Source organism: Klebsiella indica (assembly GCF_005860775.1).
Taxonomy (GTDB): domain Bacteria; phylum Pseudomonadota; class Gammaproteobacteria; order Enterobacterales; family Enterobacteriaceae; genus Klebsiella; species Klebsiella indica.
The window spans coordinates 15,775-37,645 of the sequence record NZ_VCHQ01000034.1; the positions used below are offsets into that span (position 1 = coordinate 15,775).

A 21,871-nucleotide genomic window follows, 5' to 3' on the forward strand; every position below is an offset into this window, starting at 1 on the left:
GATATGACAACGCTGTATCTCGCTTCAGGTTCTCCGCGTCGGCAGGAACTGCTGACTCAGCTTGGTCTCTCCTTTGAACGTGTGGTTCCCGGTATTGAGGAGCAACGTCGCCCACAGGAGAGCGCGCAGCAGTATGTTACCCGGCTGGCGCGCGAAAAGGCGCAGGCTGGTGTGGCGTTAGCGCCGCTTGATCTCCCCGTTTTGGGGGCGGATACCATCGTTATTCTTAACGGTAAGGTGCTGGAAAAGCCGCACGATGCCGGGCATGCCGCAGAGATGCTGCGTATGCTTTCCGGGAAAACCCATCAGGTCATGACGGCTGTAGCCCTGGCCGATAAGCGGCAAACGTTGGATTGCCTGGTTGTGACAGAGGTGACTTTCCGCGTGCTCTCAGAACAGGATATCGCCGGCTATGTCGCCAGTGGCGAGCCTTTAGACAAAGCAGGTGCATACGGAATTCAGGGGCTGGGTGGCTGTTTCGTCAGGACGATAAATGGCAGTTATCACGCCGTAGTCGGCTTACCGCTGGTGGAAACGTATGAGTTGCTGAGTCATTTTAACTCACTGCGTGAAGAAAAGGGATAAAGATGACAGCTGAATTATTGGTTAACGTAACGCCGTCGGAAACTCGCGTCGCATACATTGATGGTGGCATCCTCCAGGAAATTCATATTGAGCGTGAGGCGCGACGTGGGATCGTAGGCAATATCTACAAAGGTCGTGTCAGTCGCGTGCTGCCGGGAATGCAGGCGGCTTTTGTAGATATTGGTCTGGAAAAGGCCGCATTTCTGCACGCTTCCGACATTATGCCCCATACCGAGTGCGTGGCGGGCGAGGAGCAAAAACAGTTTACCGTTCGCGACATCTCTGAACTTGTCCGCCAGGGTCAGGATTTAATGGTGCAGGTGGTGAAAGATCCGCTCGGAACCAAAGGCGCCCGCCTGACCACCGATATCACCATTCCTTCTCGCTATCTGGTCTTTATGCCCGGCGCCTCACACGTCGGCGTCTCTCAGCGTATTGAAAGCGAAGCGGAACGCGAGCGCCTGAAAAAAGTGGTGTCAGAATACTGTGATGAGCAGGGGGGATTTATTATCCGTACCGCCGCGGAAGGCGTACATGAACAGGAGATGGCCGCTGATGCCGCTTATCTCAAGCGCGTCTGGACGAAAGTGATGGAGCGCAAAAAGCGCCAGCAGACACGCTACCAGATGTACGGCGAACTGGCGCTGGCGCAGCGCGTGCTGCGTGATTTCGCCGATGCTCAGCTTGACCGCATTCGCGTGGACTCCCGTCTGACCTACGAATCGTTGCTTGAGTTTACTGCCGAATATATTCCGGAGATGACCGACAAGCTGGAGCACTATAGTGGTCGTCAGCCGATCTTCGATCTTTTTGATGTCGAAAATGAAATTCAGCGCGCGCTGGAGCGTAAAGTTGAGCTGAAATCAGGCGGGTATCTGATCATCGATCAAACGGAAGCGATGACGACCGTTGATATCAATACCGGCGCATTCGTTGGTCACCGCAATCTGGACGACACCATCTTTAATACCAACATTGAGGCGACTCAGGCGATTGCCCGCCAGCTACGGCTGCGCAACCTTGGTGGGATCATCATCATTGATTTCATTGATATGAACAATGAGGATCATCGTCGCCGGGTGTTGCATTCGCTTGAGCAAGCATTGAGCAAAGACCGGGTCAAAACCAGCATTAACGGTTTCTCCCAGCTTGGGCTGGTAGAGATGACCCGCAAACGTACCCGCGAAAGCATCGAGCACGTGCTGTGCAACGAATGTCCGACTTGTCATGGTCGCGGCACGGTGAAAACGGTGGAAACGGTGTGCTATGAAATCATGCGCGAAATCGTGCGTGTGCACCATGCCTACGATTCTGACCGTTTTCTGGTCTATGCTTCTCCTGCGGTAGCGGAAACGCTGAAAGGGGAAGAATCGCACGCGCTGGCGGAAGTGGAAATCTTTGTCGGCAAACAGGTCAAAGTACAAATTGAGCCGCTCTATAATCAGGAGCAGTTTGATGTGGTAATGATGTAATCATCCTCCTGGCCTCTGTTCAGGCCATTATTCCTGAATAAGGGGCGTAAGGGTGACGTGTAAAAAGCTGACAAGGAGAGATGCGTGAGGCGACTGCCCGGGATATTACTGCTCACCGTGGCAACATTGATTGTTATCGTCGCACTGCTGGTGAGTGGTCTGCGTCTCGTATTGCCGCAGTTGAACAACTGGCGTCCGCTGGTGCTGGAAAAAGTTTCCGCGATGACGGGCGTGCCGGTTGATGCCTCGCAACTGAGCGCCAGCTGGCAAAATTTTGGCCCGACGCTTGATGTTCGTGATGTTAAGGCTGACCTTAATGACGGCGGCAAACTCTCTGTTAAACGCGTTACTCTGGCGCTTGATGTCTGGCAGAGCTTGCTGCACATGCGCTGGCAATTTCGCGACCTGACTTTCTGGCAGTTACAGATTCATACCAATACGCCTATCCAGGCGAATAATAATGGCGAAGGTCTGAAACCCGACCGTATCAGAGATCTTTTTCTCCGCCAGTTCGATCACTTTATTCTGCGTGACAGCCACCTCAGCTTTCTGACCATTTCGGGTCAGCGGGCAGATCTGTCCATTCCGCAGCTTACCTGGCTGAATGGTAAAAACCGCCATCGCGCCGAAGGGGAGTTAAGTCTCAGCAGTCTGACTGGTCAGCATGGCGTGATGCAGGTACGTATGGATCTGCGCGATGAAGACGGCCTGCTTAACCAAGGACGCGTCTGGCTTCAGGCTGATGATATCGACGTTAAGCCGTGGCTTGGGCGCTGGATGCAGGACAACATTGCCTTGCAGAGTGCGCGTTTCAGCCTTGAAGGCTGGATGACCATCGACAAAGGTGATGTGGCCAGCGGCGATGTATGGCTGAAAAAAGGCGGGGCCAGCTGGCAGGGCGACAAAGATGAACATCATCTGTCGGTGGATAACCTGACGGCGCACATCTATCGCGATAATCAAATCTGGGGATTTCGGATCCCGGATACGCGAATCTCTATTGATGATAAACCCTGGCCGAGTGGCGCGCTGGCGATGGCGTGGATCCCGGCTCAGCGCGTCGGCGAAAATACCCCCCAGCACAGCGACGAACTGCGTATTCGCGCCAGTAATCTTAATCTCAGCGGCCTGAGCGGGCTACAGCCGATGGCGGACAAACTGGCCCCTGCGTTGAGTAAAATCTGGCGAACGACGCAGCCTGACGGGAAAATCAATCTGCTGGCGCTGGATATTCCGCTACAGGCTGTGGATAAAACGCGCTTCCAGGCCGACTGGAGCAACATGTCATGGAAACAATGGATGCTATTGCCGGGGGCTGAGCATTTCTCCGGAAGCGTTGCCGGAAGCGTGGAAAACGGCGTTCTTCATGCCTCAATGACTCAGGCAAAAATGCCTTATGAGACGGTCTTTCGTGCGCCGCTGGAAATCGCTCAAGGTGATGCGACACTCAGTTGGTTGAAGAATGATAAAGGCTTTGAGCTTGATGGCCGTGACATTGATGTGCAGGCTACTGGCGTTCGCGCTCGCGGCGGGTTCCGCTATCTGCAACCGCAGGGCGAGCAACCCTGGCTCGGTATTCTGGCCGGTATCAGTACCAGCGATGGCAGTCAGGCATGGCGCTACTTCCCGGAAAATTTAATGGGTAAAGCGCTGGTGGATTACCTTAGCGGGGCGATTAAAGGTGGCCAGGCAACCGATGCCACGCTGGTGTACGGCGGTAATCCACATCTGTTCCCTTATAAGCATAACGAAGGCCAGTTTCAGGTCTCGGTGCCGCTCAAGAACGCCACCTTTGCTTTTCAACCCGACTGGCCCGCACTGACCGGGCTGAATATCGACCTTAACTTTATCAATGACGGCTTGTGGATGAAGGCCGATAAAGTCATGCTGGGTAAAGTCACCGCCAGTAACCTGGAGGCGGCGATCCCTGACTATTCGCGAGAAAAGCTGCTGATTGACGCCGATGTTAAGGGGCTGGGTAAAGATGTGGGGCCTTACTTTAACGCGACGCCGTTGAAAGCATCTCTGGGTGCGGCGTTGTCCGATCTGCAACTGGATGGAGATGTGAGCGCTCGCTTACATCTTGATATTCCCCTGGATGGCGAGATGACCACCGCGGAAGGTGACGTTCAGCTAAAAAATAACACGTTGTTTATCAAGCCTATTGATGCCACGCTGCACAATTTGAGCGGTAAATTCAGCTTTGTAAACGGCGATCTGAAAAGCGAACCAATGAATGCCAGGTGGTTTAACCAGCCGCTGAATGTTGATTTTTCGACTGCTGAGGGTGAAAAAGCGTTCCTGATTAACGTTGGGATGAATGCTAACTGGCAGCCTGCGCGTACCGGCTTACTGCCAAACGCGTTGGATGGCGCTTTGAGCGGCAGCGTGCCCTGGGATGGCAAGGTGGCAATAGAATTGCCCTACCGCGGCGGCGTCAATTACAAAGTCGATATTAACGGTGACCTGAAGAATGTAAGTAGTCACTTACCCGCACCGATGGATAAGAAAGCCGGTGAGTCCCTGCCAGTAAAAATTAAGGTCGATGGCGGGTTGCGCAGTTTCAATCTTACCGGCGCCGTAGGGGCTAAAAACCATATTAATAGTCGCTGGCTGCTGGGTCATAAGCTGACGTTGGATCGCGCTATTTTGACCTCTGACAGTAAGACTGTTTCACCGCTTCCTGAGCAGTCCGGTGTGGAGCTAAATTTGCCGCCGATGGATGGCGCACAGTGGCTGGCGTTATTCCAGGGCGGCGTAGCAAATGATGTCAGCAGTAACCTGAGCTTGCCGGAGCGAGTGACATTGCGTACGCCTGCGTTAGTGATGGCGGGTCAGCGCTGGAATAATGTGAGTCTTGTTGCCCGGCCCGATATGGGGGGGACGAAGATCGACGCTCAGGGTCGTGAAATCAATGCGACGCTGACGATGAGTAATAATGCGCCGTGGCTGGCGACGATCCGCTACCTCTATTACAACCCGACGTCAGCAAAAAATTCCGCTGCGGCGGAAACTCGCGTTCCTTTGGCCGATGCTCATTGGGATTTCCACGGCTGGCCTGACCTTCAGCTCCGTTGCGCGGAGTGCTGGCTATGGGGGCAAAAATATGGCCGTATTGAGGGCGATTTCACTATCCGCGGTGATACCCTGACGCTGACGAACGGACTGGTGGATACCGGTTTTGGCCGCCTGACGACTGATGGTGCCTGGGTTAACGCCCCGGGCGGCGTACGTACGTCGCTGAAGGGTAAGTTGCACGGTAATAAAAGCGATGATTTTGTGAATTTCTTTGGTATCTCTTCACCGGTAAAAGGATCGTCGTTCGATGTGGATTATGATCTGCACTGGCGTGCGCCCCCGTGGCAGCCTGACGTTGCGTCACTTAATGGGATCCTCAAAAGCCATCTTGGAAAAGGTGAATTTACCGATCTGAGCACCGGTCATGCAGGCCAGCTTTTGCGTTTGCTCAGCGTTGACGCTCTGCTGCGCAAGCTGCGCTTTGATTTTAGCGATACATTTAGCGAAGGGTTCTACTTCGATTCGATTCACAGTACGGCGTGGATTAAAGACGGCGTGCTGAATACCGACGATACGCTGGTCGATGGCCTGGAGGCCGATATCGCCATGAAAGGGTCTGTGGATCTCGTCCGCCGCCAGCTGGATATGCAGGCGGTGGTGGCGCCGGAAATTTCGGCCACTGTGGGTGTCGCGGCGGCCTTTACTGTTAACCCCATCATCGGCGCTGCGGTCTTTGCCGCCAGTAAGGTGCTGGGGCCGCTGTGGAACAAGGTCTCTATTTTGCGCTATCGCATTACCGGTCCTATCGATCAGCCGCAAATTAATGAAGTCCTGCGCCAGGCACGGAGCGACAAAAAGCAATGATTTGACGATTGTGGGGAATTATCGCACTCTCAATAGATAGCATTCTGTACCCGTCATACTTCAGGTGGTTATACGCGCGCAGGTCAGAAATGGCCCGACCTGTCCCGTAGGGGGCGGCACAAGCGCCGTTCAGGAGCCTTTTTTGGCATTCCTGCCCGGCAGTCTGCACTATTTAGGGTACTTTTTTCCGCCTGAAAGGCGGCAACAAACGAGTAGCATAACGATGAGTCTGAACCTGGTAAGTGAACAATTACTGTCGGCAAATGGCCTGAATCATCAGGATCTGTTTGCCATTCTTGGTCAACTGGCCGAGCGCCGTCTTGATTATGGCGATCTCTATTTTCAGTCGAGCTATCACGAGTCCTGGGTTCTGGAAGACGGCATCATTAAAGATGGTTCGTACAATATCGATCAGGGCGTCGGCGTGCGTGCGGTAAGCGGGGAAAAAACCGGTTTTGCTTACGCCGACCAAATCAGCCTGCTGGCGCTGGAACAGAGCGCACAGGCGGCTCGCACCATCGTGCGCGACCACGGCGACGGGGAAGTTCATACTCTCGGCGAAGTAGGATACCGCTCGCTCTATACCCGTATCGATCCGCTGCAAAGCATGAGTCGTGAAGAGAAGCTGGATATTCTGCGCCGGGTGGATAAAACCGCTCGTGCCGCCGACAAGCGGGTGCAGGAAGTTTCCGCCAGCCTGAGCGGCGTTTACGAATTAATTCTTGTTGCCGCCACCGACGGTACGCTGGCGGCCGATGTGCGTCCGCTGGTGCGTCTCTCCGTCAGCGTGCTGGTGGAAGAGGATGGCAGACGCGAACGCGGCGCCAGCGGCGGCGGCGGCCGTTTTGGTTATGACTATTTCCTCGCGGTACAAGATGGCGAAGTGCGCGCCGATGTCTGGGCGAGAGAAGCCGTGCGTATGGCGCTGGTCAATTTGGGCGCCGTCGCGGCGCCTGCCGGGATGTTGCCAGTCGTATTAGGCGCAGGTTGGCCTGGCGTATTGTTGCACGAAGCGGTCGGACATGGTCTGGAAGGCGATTTTAACCGTCGCGGGACGTCGGTTTTCAGCGGTCATATGGGGGAACGGGTGGCCTCTGAGCTGTGTACTGTGGTGGATGATGGCACGATTGCCGATCGCCGCGGCTCCGTCGCTATTGATGACGAAGGTACGCCGGGTCAGTATAACGTACTGATCGAAAACGGTATTCTTAAAGGCTACATGCAGGACAAGCTCAACGCCAGGCTGATGGGCGTCGCACCAACCGGCAACGGACGTCGCGAGTCCTACGCGCATTTGCCGATGCCGCGGATGACCAACACCTACATGCTGGCGGGGAAATCGACACCGCAGGAGATTATCGAATCGGTTGATTACGGTATCTATGCGCCGAACTTCGGTGGCGGCCAGGTGGATATCACCTCCGGTAAGTTTGTCTTTTCGACCTCGGAAGCTTACCTGATTGAAAAGGGAAAAGTGACAAAAGCGGTGAAAGGCGCCACGCTTATCGGTTCCGGGATTGAAACGATGCAGCAGATTTCGATGGTGGGTAACGATCTGAAGCTGGACAGCGGCGTCGGCGTCTGCGGTAAAGAGGGGCAGAGCGTGCCGGTAGGCGTCGGTCAGCCAACGCTTAAAGTCGATAATCTTACCGTCGGCGGTACTGCCTGACCTGTCCCAGTGCGCTTTCGCCCCTGCGAAAGCGCAAATCAACTCTGCGGCGTTGCGATGAAAGCCGCACGTCAGCGGCAGACAGTCGAGTGACTCATTCAGCACAGCGCGTTAACTATCGCTACCTTCTTTCCGGGAGATCAGGCGCCTCCGCGGCCATGCATCCCCTGATAAATTTTTGCTACGCCGACGAAATACTCAGTCAGGTAGTTAATGCACACCTGTACTTTCAGCGGCAGTTTATCTTTCTCGGTATACAATGCGTAAACCGGGCGCGGATCTGACTGATAGCTCGGTAGCAGGATCTCGATTTCACCACGGTTTATCTCGTCGATCGCCCACATTATCGGGACATATGCCACCCCGACGCCCGCTGTCAGCCAGCGGACCAGCGTCATGGGATCATTAGTGACAAAACGCCCCTGAGGGATCAGTTTGGTTGAGATCCCTTCCGGGGCGATGATTTCGAATTCATTATCAGGCCGTACACTGTATTCAAGCCAGGAGTGGCTGGCGAGATCTGTCGGCTTTTCCGGATACCCGGCGTGCTGAAGATAGTTTTTCGCCGCGCAGAGTACCATCGGCATAGAGCCCAGGCGGCGGGAAAAGAGGCTGGAGTCCTGTAGCGCGCCAACGCGAATCACCACATCCAGGCCATCGGCAATCAGGTCTGGCGCAGGGATGCCGGTGACCAGGTTTATCGATAATCCCGGGTACTCTTTGAGCATTTCCGCCGTTATGCTGGCCAGGACATTCTGTGCCATCGTTGAAGAGCAGCCGATACGAAGCGTACCGATAGGTGTATTGTTAAATGCATACAGCTGTTCATGGACATCCTGAACTTCGAACAACATTCGCCGACAGCCTTGATAATAGATTTTTCCTGCTTCTGTTAAGCCAAGGCTACGGGTACTGCGATTAAGTAGCTTCACCTGTAGTTCATCTTCCAGTTTGGCAACTGTCTGGCTGATGGATGAAACGCTCATCTGGAGCTGGCGCGCCGCGGCGGTAAACGAACCGAGTTCGACCACTCTGGCAAAAATGGACATACGTTTTAGTCGTTCCATTATTCACTCTGGGTTAAAAGTGATTTAGATCACACAATATAGATAAGGCTGCAATTATTACGTTACTATATTGTTAGCTAAATAATAAACGCATCGCATATACCACCTGTACGCTTCTTATCAAGGTCATCATGAGTCTGTTTCCTGTCATTGTGATTTTCGGCTTGTCATTTCCGCCGATCTTCTTTGAATTGCTATTGTCGCTGGCTATCTTCTGGCTGGTGCATCGCTTGCTGGTTCCGACCGGCATCTATGATTTTGTCTGGCACCCGGCGTTGTTTAATACCGCGCTGTATTGCTGCCTGTTTTATCTGATATCGCGTTTGTTCGTTTGAGGTTGATGTGAAAACACTAACAAGAAATACCCTCCGTACCGCAATCACAGTGATACTGGTTATCTTTGCATTTTTCGCTATTTTCCGCGCATGGGTGTATTACACCACTTCACCCTGGACACGCGACGCGCGTTTTAGTGCGGATATTGTGGCCATCGCCCCGGATGTGTCCGGCCTGATTTCACAGGTGAATGTAAAGGATAACCAACTGGTTAAGAAAGACCAGATCTTGTTCGTCATTGACCAGCCGCGATATCAGAAAGCGTTAGCCGAAGCGGAAGCTGATGTCTCCTATTACCAGACCGAGGCGCGAGAGAAGCGCGCGGAAGCCAGCCGCCGTAATCGTCTTGGCGTACAGGCGATGTCCCGGGAGGAGATCGATCAGGCAAATAACGCTCTGCAAACCGTTGAGCAGCAACTGGCCAAAGCAATAGCAAGCCGCGATCTGGCAAAGCTGGATCTCGCCCGTACGGTGATTCGTGCGCCTGCTGATGGGTGGGTGACCAACCTGAACGTTTACAGCGGCGAGTTCATCACGCGCGGCTCAACGGCCGTTGCGCTGGTGAAGCAGAATACTTTTTATGTCATGGCCTATCTTGAAGAGACCAAGCTTGAGGGCGTGCGTCCCGGTTACCGGGCCGAAATCACGCCATTGGGAAGCGGGCATATTCTTAAAGGTACTGTAGATAGCATCGCGGCAGGGGTTACTAATACCAGCAGCAGTAGTGATGCAAAAGGGCTGGCTTCGATTGATTCTAATCTTGAATGGGTACGCCTTGCACAGCGCGTACCGGTGCGCATTCATCTTGATCATCAGCAGGGTAATCTCTGGCCTGCGGGAACCACCGCGACGGTAGTGATTACGGGGAAAAAAGATCGTGATATCCGCAAGGCGAACATCTTCCAGAAACTGGCGATGCGCCTGCGTGAGTTCGGTTAATCGTTATGGGGATCTTCACGATTGACCCTCGGCATCTCCGGTTTGCCGTTAAGTTAGCCTGCGCGGTGGTGCTGGCATTATTCGTCGGTTTCCACTTCCAACTGGAAACGCCGCGCTGGGCAGTACTGACCGCGGCGATTGTCGCCGCAGGGCCAGCATTTGCCGCCGGGGGAGAGCCTTACTCTGGGGCGATTCGCTATCGCGGGATGCTGCGTATCATCGGCACTTTTATCGGTTGCTTTGCCGCGCTGGCGATTACAATGTTGATGATCCGCGCACCGCTGCTTATGTTGCTGGTTTGCTGCCTGTGGGCGGGATTCTGCACCTGGATTTCATCACTGGTACGAGTAGAAAACTCTTATGCCTGGGGGCTGGCGGGTTATACCGCGCTTATCATTATCATCACTATCCATGAAGAGCCGATGCTGGCGCCACAATTTGCCGTCGAACGCTGCAGCGAAATTGTGGTTGGTATCGTCAGTGCAATCATGGCCGACCTGGTGTTTTCACCGCGTTCGATAAAAAAAGAGATCGACCTTGAGCTGGATAATCTGCTGATTGCGCAATATCGTCTGATGCAGCTTTGCGTGGCCCACGGCGACAAAGAGGAAACCGACAGCGCCTGGGGCGCGCTGGTTCGCCGAACAAATGCAATGGAAGGCATGCGCAGTAATTTGATCATGGAGTCTTCACGCTGGGCAAAGGCCAATCAGCGCCTGAAGGCAATCAATACCCTTTCGTTGACTTTAATTACCCAGGCCTGTGAAACCTATTTAATTCAGAATACACGGCCTGAGATGGTTACCAGTGATTACCGTGAACTGTTTGCCGAGCCGGTTGAAACCGTTCAGGATGTGCACCGACAACTCAAGCGCATGCGCCGTTTTCTTACCTGGAAAGGGGAGCATAATACGCCGGTGACGATTTACAGTTGGGTTGGTGCTGCGACGCGTTATTTGTTATTAAAACGAGGCGTTGTCGGTAATACTAAAATCAGCCGTATTGAGGATGAGGTGCTACAGGGCGAGGTGGTTGTTAAAGCTGAGTCTGCTGAGCGTCATCATGCGATGGTCAACTTCTGGCGTACTTCGATCTCTTGTATCCTTGGTACGCTGTTCTGGCTGTGGACCGGCTGGACTTCGGGGAGTGGGGCAATGGTGATGATTGCTGTCGTCACCTCGCTGGCGATGCGTCTGCCCAATCCGCGGATGGTGGCGATTGATTTCCTTTATGGCACGCTGGCCGCTTTGCCGTTGGGCGCACTGTTTTTCCTTGTGATCATGCCTGCGACCCAGCAAAGTATGCTGTTATTATGCATCAGCCTTGCGGCGATGGCGTTTTTTATCGGCATTGAGGTACAAAAACGGCGGCTGGGATCGCTGGGGGCGCTGGCCAGCACGATCAATATTCTGGTGCTCGATAATCCGATGCAGTTTGAGTTTAACCAGTTCCTCGATAGCGCATTAGGGCAGATCGTGGGATGTTTCCTCGCGCTGATGGTCATATTGCTGGTGCGCGATAATTCGCGGGCCCGCACCGGGAGGGTCCTGCTCAACCAGTTTGTCTCCGCGGCAGTGTCGTCGCTGACGACCAATATGACACGGCGTAAAGAGAACCATTTACCGGCACTCTATCGCCAGCTTTTTCTATTGCTGAATAAGTTTCCGGGCGATATCGCCCGTTTTCGTCTGGCGCTGACCCTGATCATCGCACATCAGCGTTTGCGTGATGCGCCGGTTCCCATAAACGATGATTTGTCGGCGTTTCATCGGCAGCTACGTCGTACGGCGGATCGCGTTATTTCCGCCAGTAATGATGATAAGCGGCGCTACTATTTTACCCGTCTGCTTAATGAGCTGGATATTTATCAGCAAAAATTGCAGCAATGGGACGCGTCTGGGCAGGTGACCGAACCTGTACGCAGGCTGGTGGAGGTACTCCATAAATATCAGCATGTTCTCACCAGCAGTTAGCAGCGAATCACTATACTTAATCATCAGAGTAACGACTCTACCACCAGCGTGCAGAGAGACGCCGGATCAGGGGAGATATACCCAAAATAATTCGGGTTGCAGGTGTGGACAGGATGCGTGTGATGATGACTTATACCTTTGACTTTGATGGCATAATCGAGCAGCAGGATTTTTATCGCCAGTTTTCGCGTACCTTTGCTTTAGAACGTGAGAAAGTGAATAACCTTGATTCGCTGTGGGACGCGGTGACCGGCGGGTTGCTGCCAGTACCGCTGGAGATTCAGTTTATTCATTTAAACGATAATCAGCGTCGGCGATTTGGCGCATTAATTTTGCTGTTTGATGAAGCGGAAGAAGAGCTGGAAGGCGCGCTGCGTTTTAATCTGCGTCAGGCATAAAAAGGCCCCTGACAGAGCAGGGGCAAGTCGTCGGATAAGACGACGAGGGTTTATTTGTACAACTCAGCCGTTGCGTGCCAGCTATCGCCAGTACGGGCTTCAATAATACGGTAGCTGCTGGCGCCTTCTTTCTCGGCCTTAGCCGCCAGTTGTTGACGCATATCCATCGGGGCGCTGCCTACCTGAGAAATAGAGACGGTACCCATGGACTGCAGATTTTGTGCCTGCTCTGCGTTCACTTGGTTGACTGCCGCATTCGCGCCGAAAGAGAGAACGGATGCCAGTCCCAGGGATGCGATAATCATTGCGCTTTTCATGATCTTTTCTCCAACCTTAGTCATTGCAGCGGCAGGAGGTTGCGATCAACCTGGCCGCTGAAGAGATTCTGTATTCAGTTAATTATCAACTCTCATTAAATCTTATTGATAAAGTTCAGCCGTGGCGTGCCACTGGTCACCAGCGTGCGCTTCGATAATGCGATAAGAAGAAGCTCCTTTTTCTTGCGCTTTCTGGTTCAGCATTTCGCGCATGTCCATCGGGGAGGAACTGACTGCGCTAACGGAAACGGTACCGATGGCCTGCCGGCCTTGAGCCTGTTCGCCGTTGATAACATCAGCGGCGAAAGCACCAAAAGAGAGGACAGAGAGGATGCTCAGTATTGCTACAGTGGTTTTGATTTTCATGATATTGACCTCGTCGAATCTTTTTGTCAGGGGCTTTTGTTTCGTGACCCCTATCACAAAATCAAGTATACACTAATAACTGAAAATATTAATACCGTGCTAATTATTTCTATCAATAATGATTACAAAGAAGTATCTTTCTTATAACGTATAAGAATTACAAATATCATCGTTTGGCCGTTATTACCTGATATATTCAATTAAATCATTATGATAGATGGATTTGATCTTTTGTGCGTTTTAGACTGAACCATTAGGTAAAGGAATGTATAGAGGCGAAAAAACACACAAAATGTTAAAGAAATGATAATTTTTTGAAAGGCATCCCCCTGGCGCTAACCAGAGGGACGTCGTTTAGAGTTCCTGCTCAAACAGGACGAGAATGGCGTCATGCAGCTCTTTAACGGAAAAACCCCTGGCCGGTGTGGTAAAGATGGTGTCATCTCCGGCGATACTGCCAAGGATGCCTTCAGCCTTGCCAAGGGAGTCCAGAAGGCGGGCGATCAGCTGTGCCGCGCCAGGGCTGGTACGGATGACCACGACTGAATCGTTATAGTCGATGTCCAGCACCAGATTTTTCAACGGGCTGGAGGTGGTCGGCACACCAAGCTCGGCAGGCAGGCAATAAACCATTTCCATTTTTGCATTACGCGTACGTACCGCGCCAAATTTCGTCAGCATACGTGAGACTTTCGATTGGTTGATATTATCGAAACCTTCTTCTTGTAATGCTTGTACGATTTCACCTTGAGAGCTGAATTTTTCTTCTTTTAGCAGCGCTTTAAACGCTTTAACCAGTTCTTCTTGTTTTGCCGAAATTCGCATAAGTCACCCAATTATGGTGGTAAAAACCGTCTTATTATGCATAAGAATGCATTTTTATGCAAATAATCCGCAGAGGAGAAGCGTAAAAAATATTATGAAGGGGGCATATTTTAGCAAAAAAAACTAATCAGGAACATGCCTTCGTCACGGTGCGCAAATTGCGGGAAAAGTAAATAAAATGTTATTAAATGATATTGTTCTGTTGAACACGCTGGGTGTATTGTAACCAGTAGTCGTTCCGGTACTACGCTTTGCTGGATGATCGGCCCCAGGGAGAAACGCAATGTTGCTGCATTGCTACGCGCAACGACGCATTCTTCAACCATAATTATTGTAATTATTCATCTCGTGAATTAAGGTCCCGGCCACGGAGTAACGAAAGACGATATTAACCATAATAAGGAGTTTAGGATGAAAGTTGCAGTCCTCGGCGCAGCTGGTGGAATTGGCCAGGCGCTTGCCCTACTACTTAAGACCCAACTGCCTTCAGGTTCAAAACTCTCGTTGTACGACATCGCTCCGGTCACGCCGGGCGTGGCGGTGGATCTTAGTCATATCCCTACCGATGTAAAAATCAAAGGTTTTTCCGGTGAAGACGCGACGCCAGCGCTGGAAGGCGCCGATGTGGTGCTGATATCCGCAGGCGTGGCGCGTAAGCCCGGCATGGATCGTTCAGATTTATTTAATGTCAATGCCGGTATTGTGAAGAATCTGGTGCTACAGATTGCCAAAACCTGCCCACAAGCCTGCATTGGCGTTATTACCAATCCAGTCAATACAACCGTGGCGATCGCGGCGGAAGTGCTAAAGAAAGCCGGTATTTATGACAAGAACAAGCTGTTTGGCGTCACCACGCTGGATATTATTCGTTCTAATACTTTTGTTGCCGAACTGAAAGATAAATCTTCAACGGCGATAGACGTACCGGTTATTGGCGGCCACTCAGGGGTGACGATTCTGCCTTTATTGTCACAAATTGCGGGCGTGAGCTTTAGCGAGCAGGAAGTGGTGGATTTAACCAAACGCATTCAGAATGCAGGCACTGAAGTTGTTGAGGCAAAAGCTGGCGGCGGTTCAGCAACGCTGTCTATGGGCCAGGCCGCCGCGCGATTTGGCCTCTCTTTGGTGCGGGCCCTGCAGGGCGAACAAGGGGTGGTGGAATGCGCTTACGTTGAGGGCGATGGTCAATATGCCCGCTTTTTCTCACAGCCGCTGCTGTTAGGTAAAAATGGTGTAGAAGAGCGGCGGCCCATCGGTAAACTCAGCGCGTTTGAACAACATGCTCTGGAAGGTATGTTGGACACGCTGAAGAAAGATATCGCCCTCGGCGAGGATTTCGTGAACAAATAGCGTTTAACGAAAAGGGAAGCCGGGGCCTGCGCTCCGGCTTTTTACGCGCTTCTCTGGCTCCTTAATGACTGCAAATCTGTCTTTTGACTGGCAGGTGCCAGCGAGAGCTATGGCAAAAGTCGCTCCGGGATGTTTGCATGAATGATGCCGCGGGAACATCAGATCGCGTGGCCTGTGTGGTGGTCGCTGATGACCGTAACCGGGTTTCTGGTCAGATCCCCGGTCAGGGCTAAATTTGCTGACTAAAAGCGTTCCCTTGTCCGGGCGAGCTTGTTAATTTGTTGCCGGATATTCCTGTACGATGACATGCAGGGTGATTTTTTTATCGTCACGCATAATGACCACCGGAATTTCCGATCCCGGGCGAATCTCCGCCACCTGATCCATGGTTTCCAGCGCCGAAACGGCTGGCTTATTGTTAACCGAGATAATCACGTCGTTGGCGCGGATCCCCGCCAGGGCGGCTGGCCCATCCGGTGCGACGCTGTTCACCACGATCCCCTGGATCTGATCGAGACTGCCGCCACCTTGCGTATGCAGTGGCGCAATCTCTCGACCACTGATACCTATGTAGCCACGGATGACGCGACCATCACGGATCAGCTTATCCATAATCTTGGTTGCCAGTTGAAAAGGAATGGCAAAACCGATCCCCTCCGGCGTTTCGCCATCGTTACTTTTATCAAATGAAAGGGTGTTGATCCCCATCAGTTCGCCCAGCGAATTCACCAGCGCGCCGCCGGAGTTACCGTGGTTGATTGACGCGTCGGTCTGCAGGAAGTTCTGCCGTCCGGTGGGGTTGAGGCCGATACGACCGGTGGCGCTGATAATTCCCTGGGTAATGGTCTGCCCGAGGTTGTACGGGTTACCAATCGCCAGCACGACGTCACCAATATGCGGCACACGTTTTGGGTTAATCGGGATGACAGGCAGGCCACCGCTGGCGTTGATTTTTAACACCGCCAGATCGGTAAGGGAGTCGGAACCGACCAGGAGCGCTTCAAAAACCCGACCATCCTGCAATGCGACGATAATCTGGTCCGCATCGTTAATAACGTGCTTATTCGTCAGAATATAACCACGTTGGTCCATTATGACACCGGACCCGAGAGTCAACTGATTATGGCTGCTGCTATTAAGGGCGCGATTATAGACGTTGACCACCGCAGGGGCGGCGCGACGAACGGCAGAATTATAGCTGGCGGGGGATTCATCCGCGCTATCGTACTCTGTGGTCGGCGAAAGGTGCCATTGGCGTAGCGAAGGCATAACGGCCAATAATACTCCCCCGACGATCAGACCGATGATTATCGAACGTAAAAGCTTTCCAGGCATGATGCAGATATCGTTGGTGAATGGACAGTCGCAGCATAACACGACTTATCCGGACATCGCACGGTATGCGATGTCCGGAAGCGAGTTAATGCAGGAGCAGATAAATGCTTTCATTACCGCGGATAACGTTCAGCGCGATGACCGTTGGTTTGTTTTCCAGCATTTTTCGCAGTTCCGCAATGGAATGAATACGCTCTCGGTTGAGGCCGATAATCATATCGTCTTTATGTAGCCCTGCCTGCGCCGCAGGACTGCCTTTATCGACGCTATCAATGAGCACGCCCTGAGTTCCATCTTTCATCTTACCGTCGCTTAATGATGCACCCTGTAAGGCGGGAGTAATGAGCTCCGCGCTGGCGGTTGATGAGGTGCTCTTATCCAGCGTGACATCGACATCAATATTTTTACCGTCACGCAGCAGCCCTAACTTCACTTTGGTTCCGGGTTCTGTGGTCGCGATGCGGGAACGCAGTTCGGCGAAGCTACTGAGCGGTTTGCCGTTCAGGCTGACGATAACGTCACCGGATTTGACCCCTGCCTTCGCGGCGCCGGAGCCTGGCAGAACTTCGCTGACAAATGCGCCGCGCTGAACGTTAAGGTTCATCGCTTTGGCGATATCCGCGCTCATCTCCATGCCTTTAATCCCCAGCAGACCGCGTTTGATTTCACCAAATTGGATCAGCTGCTGGGCAAGGGTTCTGGCCATATTGCTTGGGATCGCAAAACCAATGCCGATGCTGCCGCCGCTCGGGGCCAGAATAGCGGTGTTGATACCGATCAGCTCACCGTTGAGATTTAATAGCGCACCGCCAGAGTTGCCGCGGTTGATGGAAGCATCGGTCTGAATGAAGTTTTCCAGCCCCTCAAGGTTCAGCCCGCTACGCCCGAGGGCGGAAATAATCCCGGAAGTGGCGGTTTGTCCGAGACCGAACGGGTTGCCAACGGCGACGGCGAAATCCCCCACCCGCAGTTTGTCAGAATCGGCAATTGCGATTTGGGTCAGATTACTGGGTTTTTGTATCTGCAGCAGGGCGATATCACTCTGTTCATCGCTGCCGACCAGCTTTGCGTCAAATTCGCGGCCATCATTGAGCTGGACGCTGATTTTCTGCGCGTGGGCGATGACGTGATTATTGGTTAACACGTAGCCTTTCGCCGCATTAATAATGACGCCGGACCCAAGGCCTTCAAAAGGCTGAGCCTGCTCTTGCGGCACGTTGTCGCCAAAATACTTTTTCAACTCTTCCGGCATATTCTGGGTCGGCGAGGCCGAGCCTTCGACCTGTATGCTGACCACCGCCGGTAACACTTTTTCCAGCATCGGCGCAAGGCTTGGCAATGCGCCCTGACCGGGAACCTGTGTCGGTAATGATGCCGCAGCCGGAGGTAAGGCGGACAACGATAACCCAATGCTTAACGCTAACGCACTCAACAGCAAAGTCTGTTTCTTCATTAGATGCTGGCTCTCATAACCTGAGGTGTATGGAAAACGTCCCGAATAGCCTGATGTTATTGAATTTTCGATCAGGTAACAATGTGATCGATGTTTAAATTGTAGCTGGGATGAAAGGGGGAGACGGGCGCAGGAGATACGCCCGGAAAATATTTTTATTACTGAGGGCGCATTAGTCGTGTTTGACACCGCCGCGCAGCAGGCCGGACGCGCCTTCAGAATAATCACGCGGCATTTGCACCGGCGCTTGATCGTTGCCCGCTTCTGACTCCGCCAGTCGGTTACGGAAAGGATTGGCGTCAGCCATGCTGTCCGGCAAAAGGGTACTGGAGCTTTTCGCCATATGCTGGTACAGCTGGCGATAGTCACGTGCCATGTTATCCAGAAGCTCGGCGCTCTGGGCGAAATGGCTCACCAGTTCTTCACGGTACTCTTCCAGCTCTGCTTTATTCTTTTCCAGTTCGAATTGCAGAGCCTGTTGTTGGCGTAATTTGCGGTTGCCAAAACGCATAGCGACGGCGCCAATGATAATACCGACAACTAGCCCAATTAGCGCATATTCCCAGGTCATGAACATCTCCCGTTGTTTTGTGGTTCCGTAGGGTGGTTTTGAGGCTCTCCGCCTGCGCCCGATAATGCCACTATAACCGCTAATTCTACAGAAGTGGAATCCTGGCGTATCATCGCGTAGTGTAGAACGGCCTTTTTTTCGTCAATCGTGAGCTACGGCACGACGGTTTTCAAGGAATAACAAGTAGATCATGCAAAGCCTGTCCCCAACATCGCGTTACCTTTCTGCCCTCAAAGAGGGTCATTACCAACCTGACGACGTTCAGCAAGAAGCGGTTAGTCGTCTTGATACCATTTACCAGGAATTACAGAATAAGCCCGCCGCCGTGCCGCAAAATGAGGGCGGTCTGCGGGCAAAACTCGGTAAGCTGCTGGGTAGACGTCAGTCTGCCGCTGAGCCAGTCGCGGTGCGTGGCCTCTATATGTGGGGCGGGGTGGGGCGGGGGAAAACCTGGCTGATGGATATGTTCTATCAAAGTTTGCCTGGCGAGCGTAAACAGCGTCTGCATTTTCACCGTTTTATGCTGCGCGTCCACGAAGCGTTAACCACTCTGCAGGGGCACAGCGACCCGCTGGAGATCGTTGCCGACCGCTTTAAAGCTGAAACGGATGTGCTCTGTTTTGATGAGTTTTTTGTTTCTGACATCACCGACGCGATGCTGCTTGGCGGCCTGATGAAAGCGCTGTTCGCGCGCGGCATTACTCTGGTGGCGACGTCGAACATCCCGCCGGACGAGTTGTACCGAAACGGTCTTCAGCGTGCCCGTTTCCTGCCCGCCATTGACGCGATCAAGCAGCATTGCGATGTAATGAACGTGGATGCCGGTATTGATTACCGTTTGCGCACGCTGACCCAGGCGCATCTGTGGCTGTCGCCGCTGAACGCAGAGACGCAGCAACAGATGGATAAGCTTTGGCTGGTTCTGGCGGGGGCGAAGCGTGAGCAAACGCCTACGCTGGAGATAAACCATCGTCCTCTGCCGACGCTGGGCGTAGAAAACCAGACGCTGGCCGCTTCTTTTACGACGCTGTGTATGGATGCGCGTAGCCAGCATGACTATATTGCGCTTTCTCGCCTGTTTCACACCGTGATGCTCTTTGATGTTCCGGTTATGACGGCGCAGCTTGAGAGCGAAGCGCGGCGATTTATCGCGCTGGTGGATGAGTTTTACGAACGTCACGTCAAGCTGGTGGTCAGTGCGGCGGTGCCGCTGTATGACATTTACCAGGGCGAACGGCTGAAATTCGAATTCCAGCGCTGTTTATCGCGTTTGCAAGAGATGCAGAGCGAAGAGTATCTGAAGCGGGAGCATTTACCGGGCTAAAAACGGGGACAAATCACATAAAGGGGTCGATCTTTGACCTCGACTTCTCTATAATCTTGCGACCCCACGTTACGAGAAGGTTTTTTTCCCAAAACTTTCTATGCGCCGGCATAGGCTATTCGAAGGGGTAGGTTTGCCGGACTTTGTCGTGTGAACCTCAACTGACCAAACGTTTGGGTGTTCGCCAACGTGTAACTTATTTATTTGGGTAAGCTTTTAATGAAAACTTTTACAGCTAAACCAGAAACCGTACAACGTGACTGGTATGTTGTTGACGCGACCGGTAAAACTCTGGGCCGTCTGGCTACTGAACTGGCTCGTCGCCTGCGCGGTAAGCATAAAGCGGAATATACTCCGCACGTTGATACCGGTGATTACATTATCGTTCTGAACGCAGAAAAAGTTGCTGTAACCGGCAACAAGCGTGAAGACAAAATGTATTACCACCACACTGGCCACATCGGTGGTATCAAACAAGCGACCTTTGAAGAGATGATTGCCCGCCGTCCTGAGCGTGTGATTGAAATCGCGGTTAAAGGCATGCTGCCAAAAGGCCCGCTGGGTCGTGCTATGTTCCGTAAACTGAAAGTTTACGCGGGCAACGAGCACAACCACGCGGCACAGCAACCGCAAGTTCTTGACATCTAATCGGGATTATAGGCAATGGCTGAAAATCAATACTACGGCACTGGTCGCCGCAAAAGTTCCGCAGCTCGCGTGTTCATCAAACCGGGCAACGGTAAAATCGTTATCAACCAACGTTCTCTGGAACAGTACTTTGGCCGTGAAACTGCCCGTATGGTAGTTCGTCAGCCGCTGGAACTGGTCGACATGGTTGAGAAACTGGATCTGTACATCACTGTTAAAGGTGGTGGTATCTCTGGTCAGGCTGGTGCGATCCGTCACGGTATCACCCGCGCTCTGATGGAGTATGATGAGTCTCTGCGTGGCGAACTGCGTAAAGCAGGCTTCGTTACCCGTGATGCTCGTCAGGTTGAACGTAAGAAAGTCGGCCTGCGTAAAGCGCGTCGTCGTCCGCAGTTCTCCAAACGTTAATTGTTTTCTGCTTGTGCAGAACAATTTGCGAAAAAACCCGCTTCGGCGGGTTTTTTTATGAATTAATCAGCCACTTTCTCTCTATAATCGCCCCGTTATTACTACTTTTTCAGCATTTCCAGAATCCCCTCACCACAACGTCTGCAAAATCTGGTAAACTATCATCCAATTTTCTGCCCAAATGCAGGTGATTGTTCATTTTTTGTCTGGATGATGGGCGGAAATGATGTCACGCAAATGGGGTTTTTACATCTGGCTGGCCATATGTGGTCGGCAGCAGTACAAAAATTCTGAATATACCTGGAGGTTTTCATGGCTGTCGCTGCCAACAAACGTTCGGTAATGACGCTGTTTTCTGGTCCTACTGACATCTATAGCCATCAGGTCCGCATTGTGCTGGCCGAAAAAGGTGTTAGTTTTGAGATAGAGCACGTGGAGAAGGACAACCCGCCTCAGGATCTGATTGACCTCAACCCGAATCAAAGCGTACCGACGCTTGTGGATCGTGAGCTCACTCTGTGGGAATCTCGCATCATTATGGAATACCTGGATGAGCGTTTCCCGCATCCGCCGTTAATGCCGGTTTATCCGGTGGCCCGTGGGGAAAGCCGTCTGTACATGCATCGTATCGAAAAAGACTGGTATTCGCTGATGAATACCATTCAGACGGGTACTGCCGCGCAGGCTGATGCAGCGCGTAAGCAGTTGCGTGAAGAGCTGCTGGCGATTGCGCCGGTGTTCACGCAGAAGCCATACTTCCTGAGCGATGAGTTCAGCCTGGTTGATTGTTACCTGGCTCCGCTGCTGTGGCGTTTGCCGGTGCTCGGTGTCGAGCTGGTTGGCGCAGGGGCGAAAGAGCTCAAAGGCTATATGACTCGCGTATTTGAACGTGACTCCTTCCTCGCATCTTTAACTGAAGCCGAGCGTGAAATGCGCCTTGGTCGAGGCTAAAT

At 52.6% G+C, this 21,871-nt stretch carries 20 protein-coding genes; 13 read left to right on the top strand and 7 right to left on the bottom strand.

Annotation, left to right across the window (positions count from 1 at the left end):
* Positions 1–3: 3 nt before the first annotated feature.
* The 4 genes from FE839_RS21995 to tldD all read left to right on the top strand — a co-directional run bounded on the left by FE839_RS21995 (position 4) and on the right by tldD (position 7,608).
* A complete protein-coding gene (locus FE839_RS21995; protein ID WP_138362892.1) occupies positions 4–585 on the top strand; it encodes a Maf family protein in 582 nt (193 codons plus the stop codon).
* Between the two features lie 2 nt (positions 586–587).
* Positions 588–2,057, top strand: coding sequence for a ribonuclease G (gene rng, locus FE839_RS22000; protein WP_138362893.1), 1,470 nt, complete (start codon positions 588–590; stop codon positions 2,055–2,057).
* Between the two features lie 84 nt (positions 2,058–2,141).
* The gene (gene yhdP / locus FE839_RS22005) at positions 2,142–5,939 is read left to right on the top strand and encodes an AsmA2 domain-containing protein YhdP (protein WP_138362894.1); all 3,798 of its coding nucleotides are present in this window, start codon (positions 2,142–2,144) and stop codon (positions 5,937–5,939) included.
* Between the two features lie 223 nt (positions 5,940–6,162).
* Positions 6,163–7,608 (top strand): metalloprotease TldD, encoded by a 1,446-nt coding sequence (gene tldD, locus FE839_RS22010; protein WP_138362895.1) that lies wholly within the window; start codon positions 6,163–6,165, stop codon positions 7,606–7,608.
* Positions 7,609–7,748: 140 nt separating this feature from the next.
* Here tldD and aaeR read toward each other — a convergent pair whose 3' ends face one another.
* On the bottom strand, positions 7,749–8,675 hold the full coding sequence (aaeR, locus tag FE839_RS22015; protein ID WP_138362896.1) for an HTH-type transcriptional activator AaeR: 927 nt from the start codon (positions 8,673–8,675) through the stop codon (positions 7,749–7,751).
* A 131-nt stretch (positions 8,676–8,806) separates the two neighbouring features.
* On the opposite strand from aaeR, the gene aaeX reads away from it, so the two are divergent.
* The 4 genes from aaeX (at position 8,807) to FE839_RS22035 (ending at position 12,321) form a co-directional block, all read left to right on the top strand.
* Positions 8,807–9,010, top strand: a complete 204-nt coding sequence (gene aaeX / locus FE839_RS22020; RefSeq protein ID WP_002918640.1) for a p-hydroxybenzoic acid efflux pump operon protein AaeX — start codon at positions 8,807–8,809, stop codon at positions 9,008–9,010.
* A gap of 7 nt (positions 9,011–9,017) precedes the next feature.
* Positions 9,018–9,950: a p-hydroxybenzoic acid efflux pump subunit AaeA gene (gene aaeA / locus FE839_RS22025; protein ID WP_138362897.1), complete on the top strand. Its 933-nt coding sequence runs from the start codon at positions 9,018–9,020 to the stop codon at positions 9,948–9,950.
* Positions 9,951–9,955: 5 nt separating this feature from the next.
* Positions 9,956–11,923: a p-hydroxybenzoic acid efflux pump subunit AaeB gene (gene aaeB / locus FE839_RS22030; protein ID WP_138362898.1), complete on the top strand. Its 1,968-nt coding sequence runs from the start codon at positions 9,956–9,958 to the stop codon at positions 11,921–11,923.
* A 122-nt stretch (positions 11,924–12,045) separates the two neighbouring features.
* Positions 12,046–12,321 carry a barstar family protein gene (locus FE839_RS22035; RefSeq protein ID WP_138362899.1) on the top strand — a complete coding sequence of 92 codons (276 nt, stop codon included), beginning with the start codon at positions 12,046–12,048 and terminating at the stop codon, positions 12,319–12,321.
* A 50-nt stretch (positions 12,322–12,371) separates the two neighbouring features.
* Here the strand turns inward: FE839_RS22035 and yhcN-B are convergent, their stop codons facing one another.
* From yhcN-B to argR, 3 genes are all read right to left on the bottom strand, one after another.
* Positions 12,372–12,638 carry a DUF1471 family stress response protein YhcN-B gene (gene yhcN-B, locus FE839_RS22040; protein ID WP_138362900.1) on the bottom strand — a complete coding sequence of 89 codons (267 nt, stop codon included), beginning with the start codon at positions 12,636–12,638 and terminating at the stop codon, positions 12,372–12,374.
* A gap of 102 nt (positions 12,639–12,740) precedes the next feature.
* Positions 12,741–13,004 (bottom strand): peroxide/acid stress response protein YhcN, encoded by a 264-nt coding sequence (yhcN, locus tag FE839_RS22045; RefSeq protein WP_138362901.1) that lies wholly within the window; start codon positions 13,002–13,004, stop codon positions 12,741–12,743.
* Positions 13,005–13,358: 354 nt separating this feature from the next.
* On the bottom strand, positions 13,359–13,829 hold the full coding sequence (argR, locus tag FE839_RS22050) for a transcriptional regulator ArgR (protein WP_138362902.1): 471 nt from the start codon (positions 13,827–13,829) through the stop codon (positions 13,359–13,361).
* 411 nt (positions 13,830–14,240) lie between these two features.
* Here argR and mdh point away from each other — a divergent pair, with 411 nt between their 5' ends.
* Positions 14,241–15,179, top strand: coding sequence for a malate dehydrogenase (gene mdh, locus FE839_RS22055; RefSeq protein ID WP_138362903.1), 939 nt, complete (start codon positions 14,241–14,243; stop codon positions 15,177–15,179).
* 273 nt (positions 15,180–15,452) lie between these two features.
* Here mdh and degS read toward each other — a convergent pair whose 3' ends face one another.
* The 3 genes from degS to zapG all read right to left on the bottom strand — a co-directional run bounded on the left by degS (position 15,453) and on the right by zapG (position 18,538).
* The gene (degS, locus tag FE839_RS22060; protein WP_138362904.1) at positions 15,453–16,514 is read right to left on the bottom strand and encodes an outer membrane-stress sensor serine endopeptidase DegS; all 1,062 of its coding nucleotides are present in this window, start codon (positions 16,512–16,514) and stop codon (positions 15,453–15,455) included.
* An 85-nt stretch (positions 16,515–16,599) separates the two neighbouring features.
* Positions 16,600–17,967, bottom strand: a complete 1,368-nt coding sequence (gene degQ / locus FE839_RS22065; protein WP_138362905.1) for a serine endoprotease DegQ — start codon at positions 17,965–17,967, stop codon at positions 16,600–16,602.
* A gap of 172 nt (positions 17,968–18,139) precedes the next feature.
* A complete protein-coding gene (gene zapG / locus FE839_RS22070) occupies positions 18,140–18,538 on the bottom strand; it encodes a Z-ring associated protein ZapG (RefSeq protein WP_138362906.1) in 399 nt (132 codons plus the stop codon).
* Positions 18,539–18,728: 190 nt separating this feature from the next.
* Between zapG and zapE the strand changes: the two genes are divergently transcribed.
* The 4 genes from zapE (at position 18,729) to sspA (ending at position 21,869) form a co-directional block, all read left to right on the top strand.
* Positions 18,729–19,862: a cell division protein ZapE gene (zapE, locus tag FE839_RS22075; RefSeq protein WP_138362907.1), complete on the top strand. Its 1,134-nt coding sequence runs from the start codon at positions 18,729–18,731 to the stop codon at positions 19,860–19,862.
* 219 nt (positions 19,863–20,081) lie between these two features.
* Positions 20,082–20,510 (top strand): 50S ribosomal protein L13, encoded by a 429-nt coding sequence (gene rplM / locus FE839_RS22080; protein ID WP_138362908.1) that lies wholly within the window; start codon positions 20,082–20,084, stop codon positions 20,508–20,510.
* Between the two features lie 15 nt (positions 20,511–20,525).
* Positions 20,526–20,918 (top strand): 30S ribosomal protein S9, encoded by a 393-nt coding sequence (rpsI, locus tag FE839_RS22085; RefSeq protein ID WP_000829815.1) that lies wholly within the window; start codon positions 20,526–20,528, stop codon positions 20,916–20,918.
* Between the two features lie 312 nt (positions 20,919–21,230).
* Positions 21,231–21,869, top strand: a complete 639-nt coding sequence (gene sspA, locus FE839_RS22090; protein WP_138362909.1) for a stringent starvation protein SspA — start codon at positions 21,231–21,233, stop codon at positions 21,867–21,869.
* Positions 21,870–21,871: the final 2 nt, after the last annotated feature.

Excerpts from the sequence above, each read along its gene's own strand:
- FE839_RS21995 (WP_138362892.1), top strand. The coding sequence starts at position 4 with ATGACAACGCTGTATCTCGCTTCAGGTTCTCCGCGTCGGCAGGAACTG.
- rng (WP_138362893.1), top strand. The coding sequence starts at position 588 with ATGACAGCTGAATTATTGGTTAACGTAACGCCGTCGGAAACTCGCGTC.
- tldD (WP_138362895.1), top strand. The coding sequence starts at position 6,163 with ATGAGTCTGAACCTGGTAAGTGAACAATTACTGTCGGCAAATGGCCTG.
- aaeR (WP_138362896.1), bottom strand. The coding sequence starts at position 8,675 with ATGGAACGACTAAAACGTATGTCCATTTTTGCCAGAGTGGTCGAACTC.
- aaeX (WP_002918640.1), top strand. The coding sequence starts at position 8,807 with ATGAGTCTGTTTCCTGTCATTGTGATTTTCGGCTTGTCATTTCCGCCG.
- aaeB (WP_138362898.1), top strand. The coding sequence starts at position 9,956 with ATGGGGATCTTCACGATTGACCCTCGGCATCTCCGGTTTGCCGTTAAG.
- FE839_RS22035 (WP_138362899.1), top strand. The coding sequence starts at position 12,046 with ATGATGACTTATACCTTTGACTTTGATGGCATAATCGAGCAGCAGGAT.
- yhcN-B (WP_138362900.1), bottom strand. The coding sequence starts at position 12,638 with ATGAAAAGCGCAATGATTATCGCATCCCTGGGACTGGCATCCGTTCTC.
- yhcN (WP_138362901.1), bottom strand. The coding sequence starts at position 13,004 with ATGAAAATCAAAACCACTGTAGCAATACTGAGCATCCTCTCTGTCCTC.
- argR (WP_138362902.1), bottom strand. The coding sequence starts at position 13,829 with ATGCGAATTTCGGCAAAACAAGAAGAACTGGTTAAAGCGTTTAAAGCG.
- mdh (WP_138362903.1), top strand. The coding sequence starts at position 14,241 with ATGAAAGTTGCAGTCCTCGGCGCAGCTGGTGGAATTGGCCAGGCGCTT.
- degS (WP_138362904.1), bottom strand. The coding sequence starts at position 16,514 with ATGCCTGGAAAGCTTTTACGTTCGATAATCATCGGTCTGATCGTCGGG.
- degQ (WP_138362905.1), bottom strand. The coding sequence starts at position 17,967 with ATGAAGAAACAGACTTTGCTGTTGAGTGCGTTAGCGTTAAGCATTGGG.
- zapG (WP_138362906.1), bottom strand. The coding sequence starts at position 18,538 with ATGACCTGGGAATATGCGCTAATTGGGCTAGTTGTCGGTATTATCATT.
- zapE (WP_138362907.1), top strand. The coding sequence starts at position 18,729 with ATGCAAAGCCTGTCCCCAACATCGCGTTACCTTTCTGCCCTCAAAGAG.
- rplM (WP_138362908.1), top strand. The coding sequence starts at position 20,082 with ATGAAAACTTTTACAGCTAAACCAGAAACCGTACAACGTGACTGGTAT.
- rpsI (WP_000829815.1), top strand. The coding sequence starts at position 20,526 with ATGGCTGAAAATCAATACTACGGCACTGGTCGCCGCAAAAGTTCCGCA.
- sspA (WP_138362909.1), top strand. The coding sequence starts at position 21,231 with ATGGCTGTCGCTGCCAACAAACGTTCGGTAATGACGCTGTTTTCTGGT.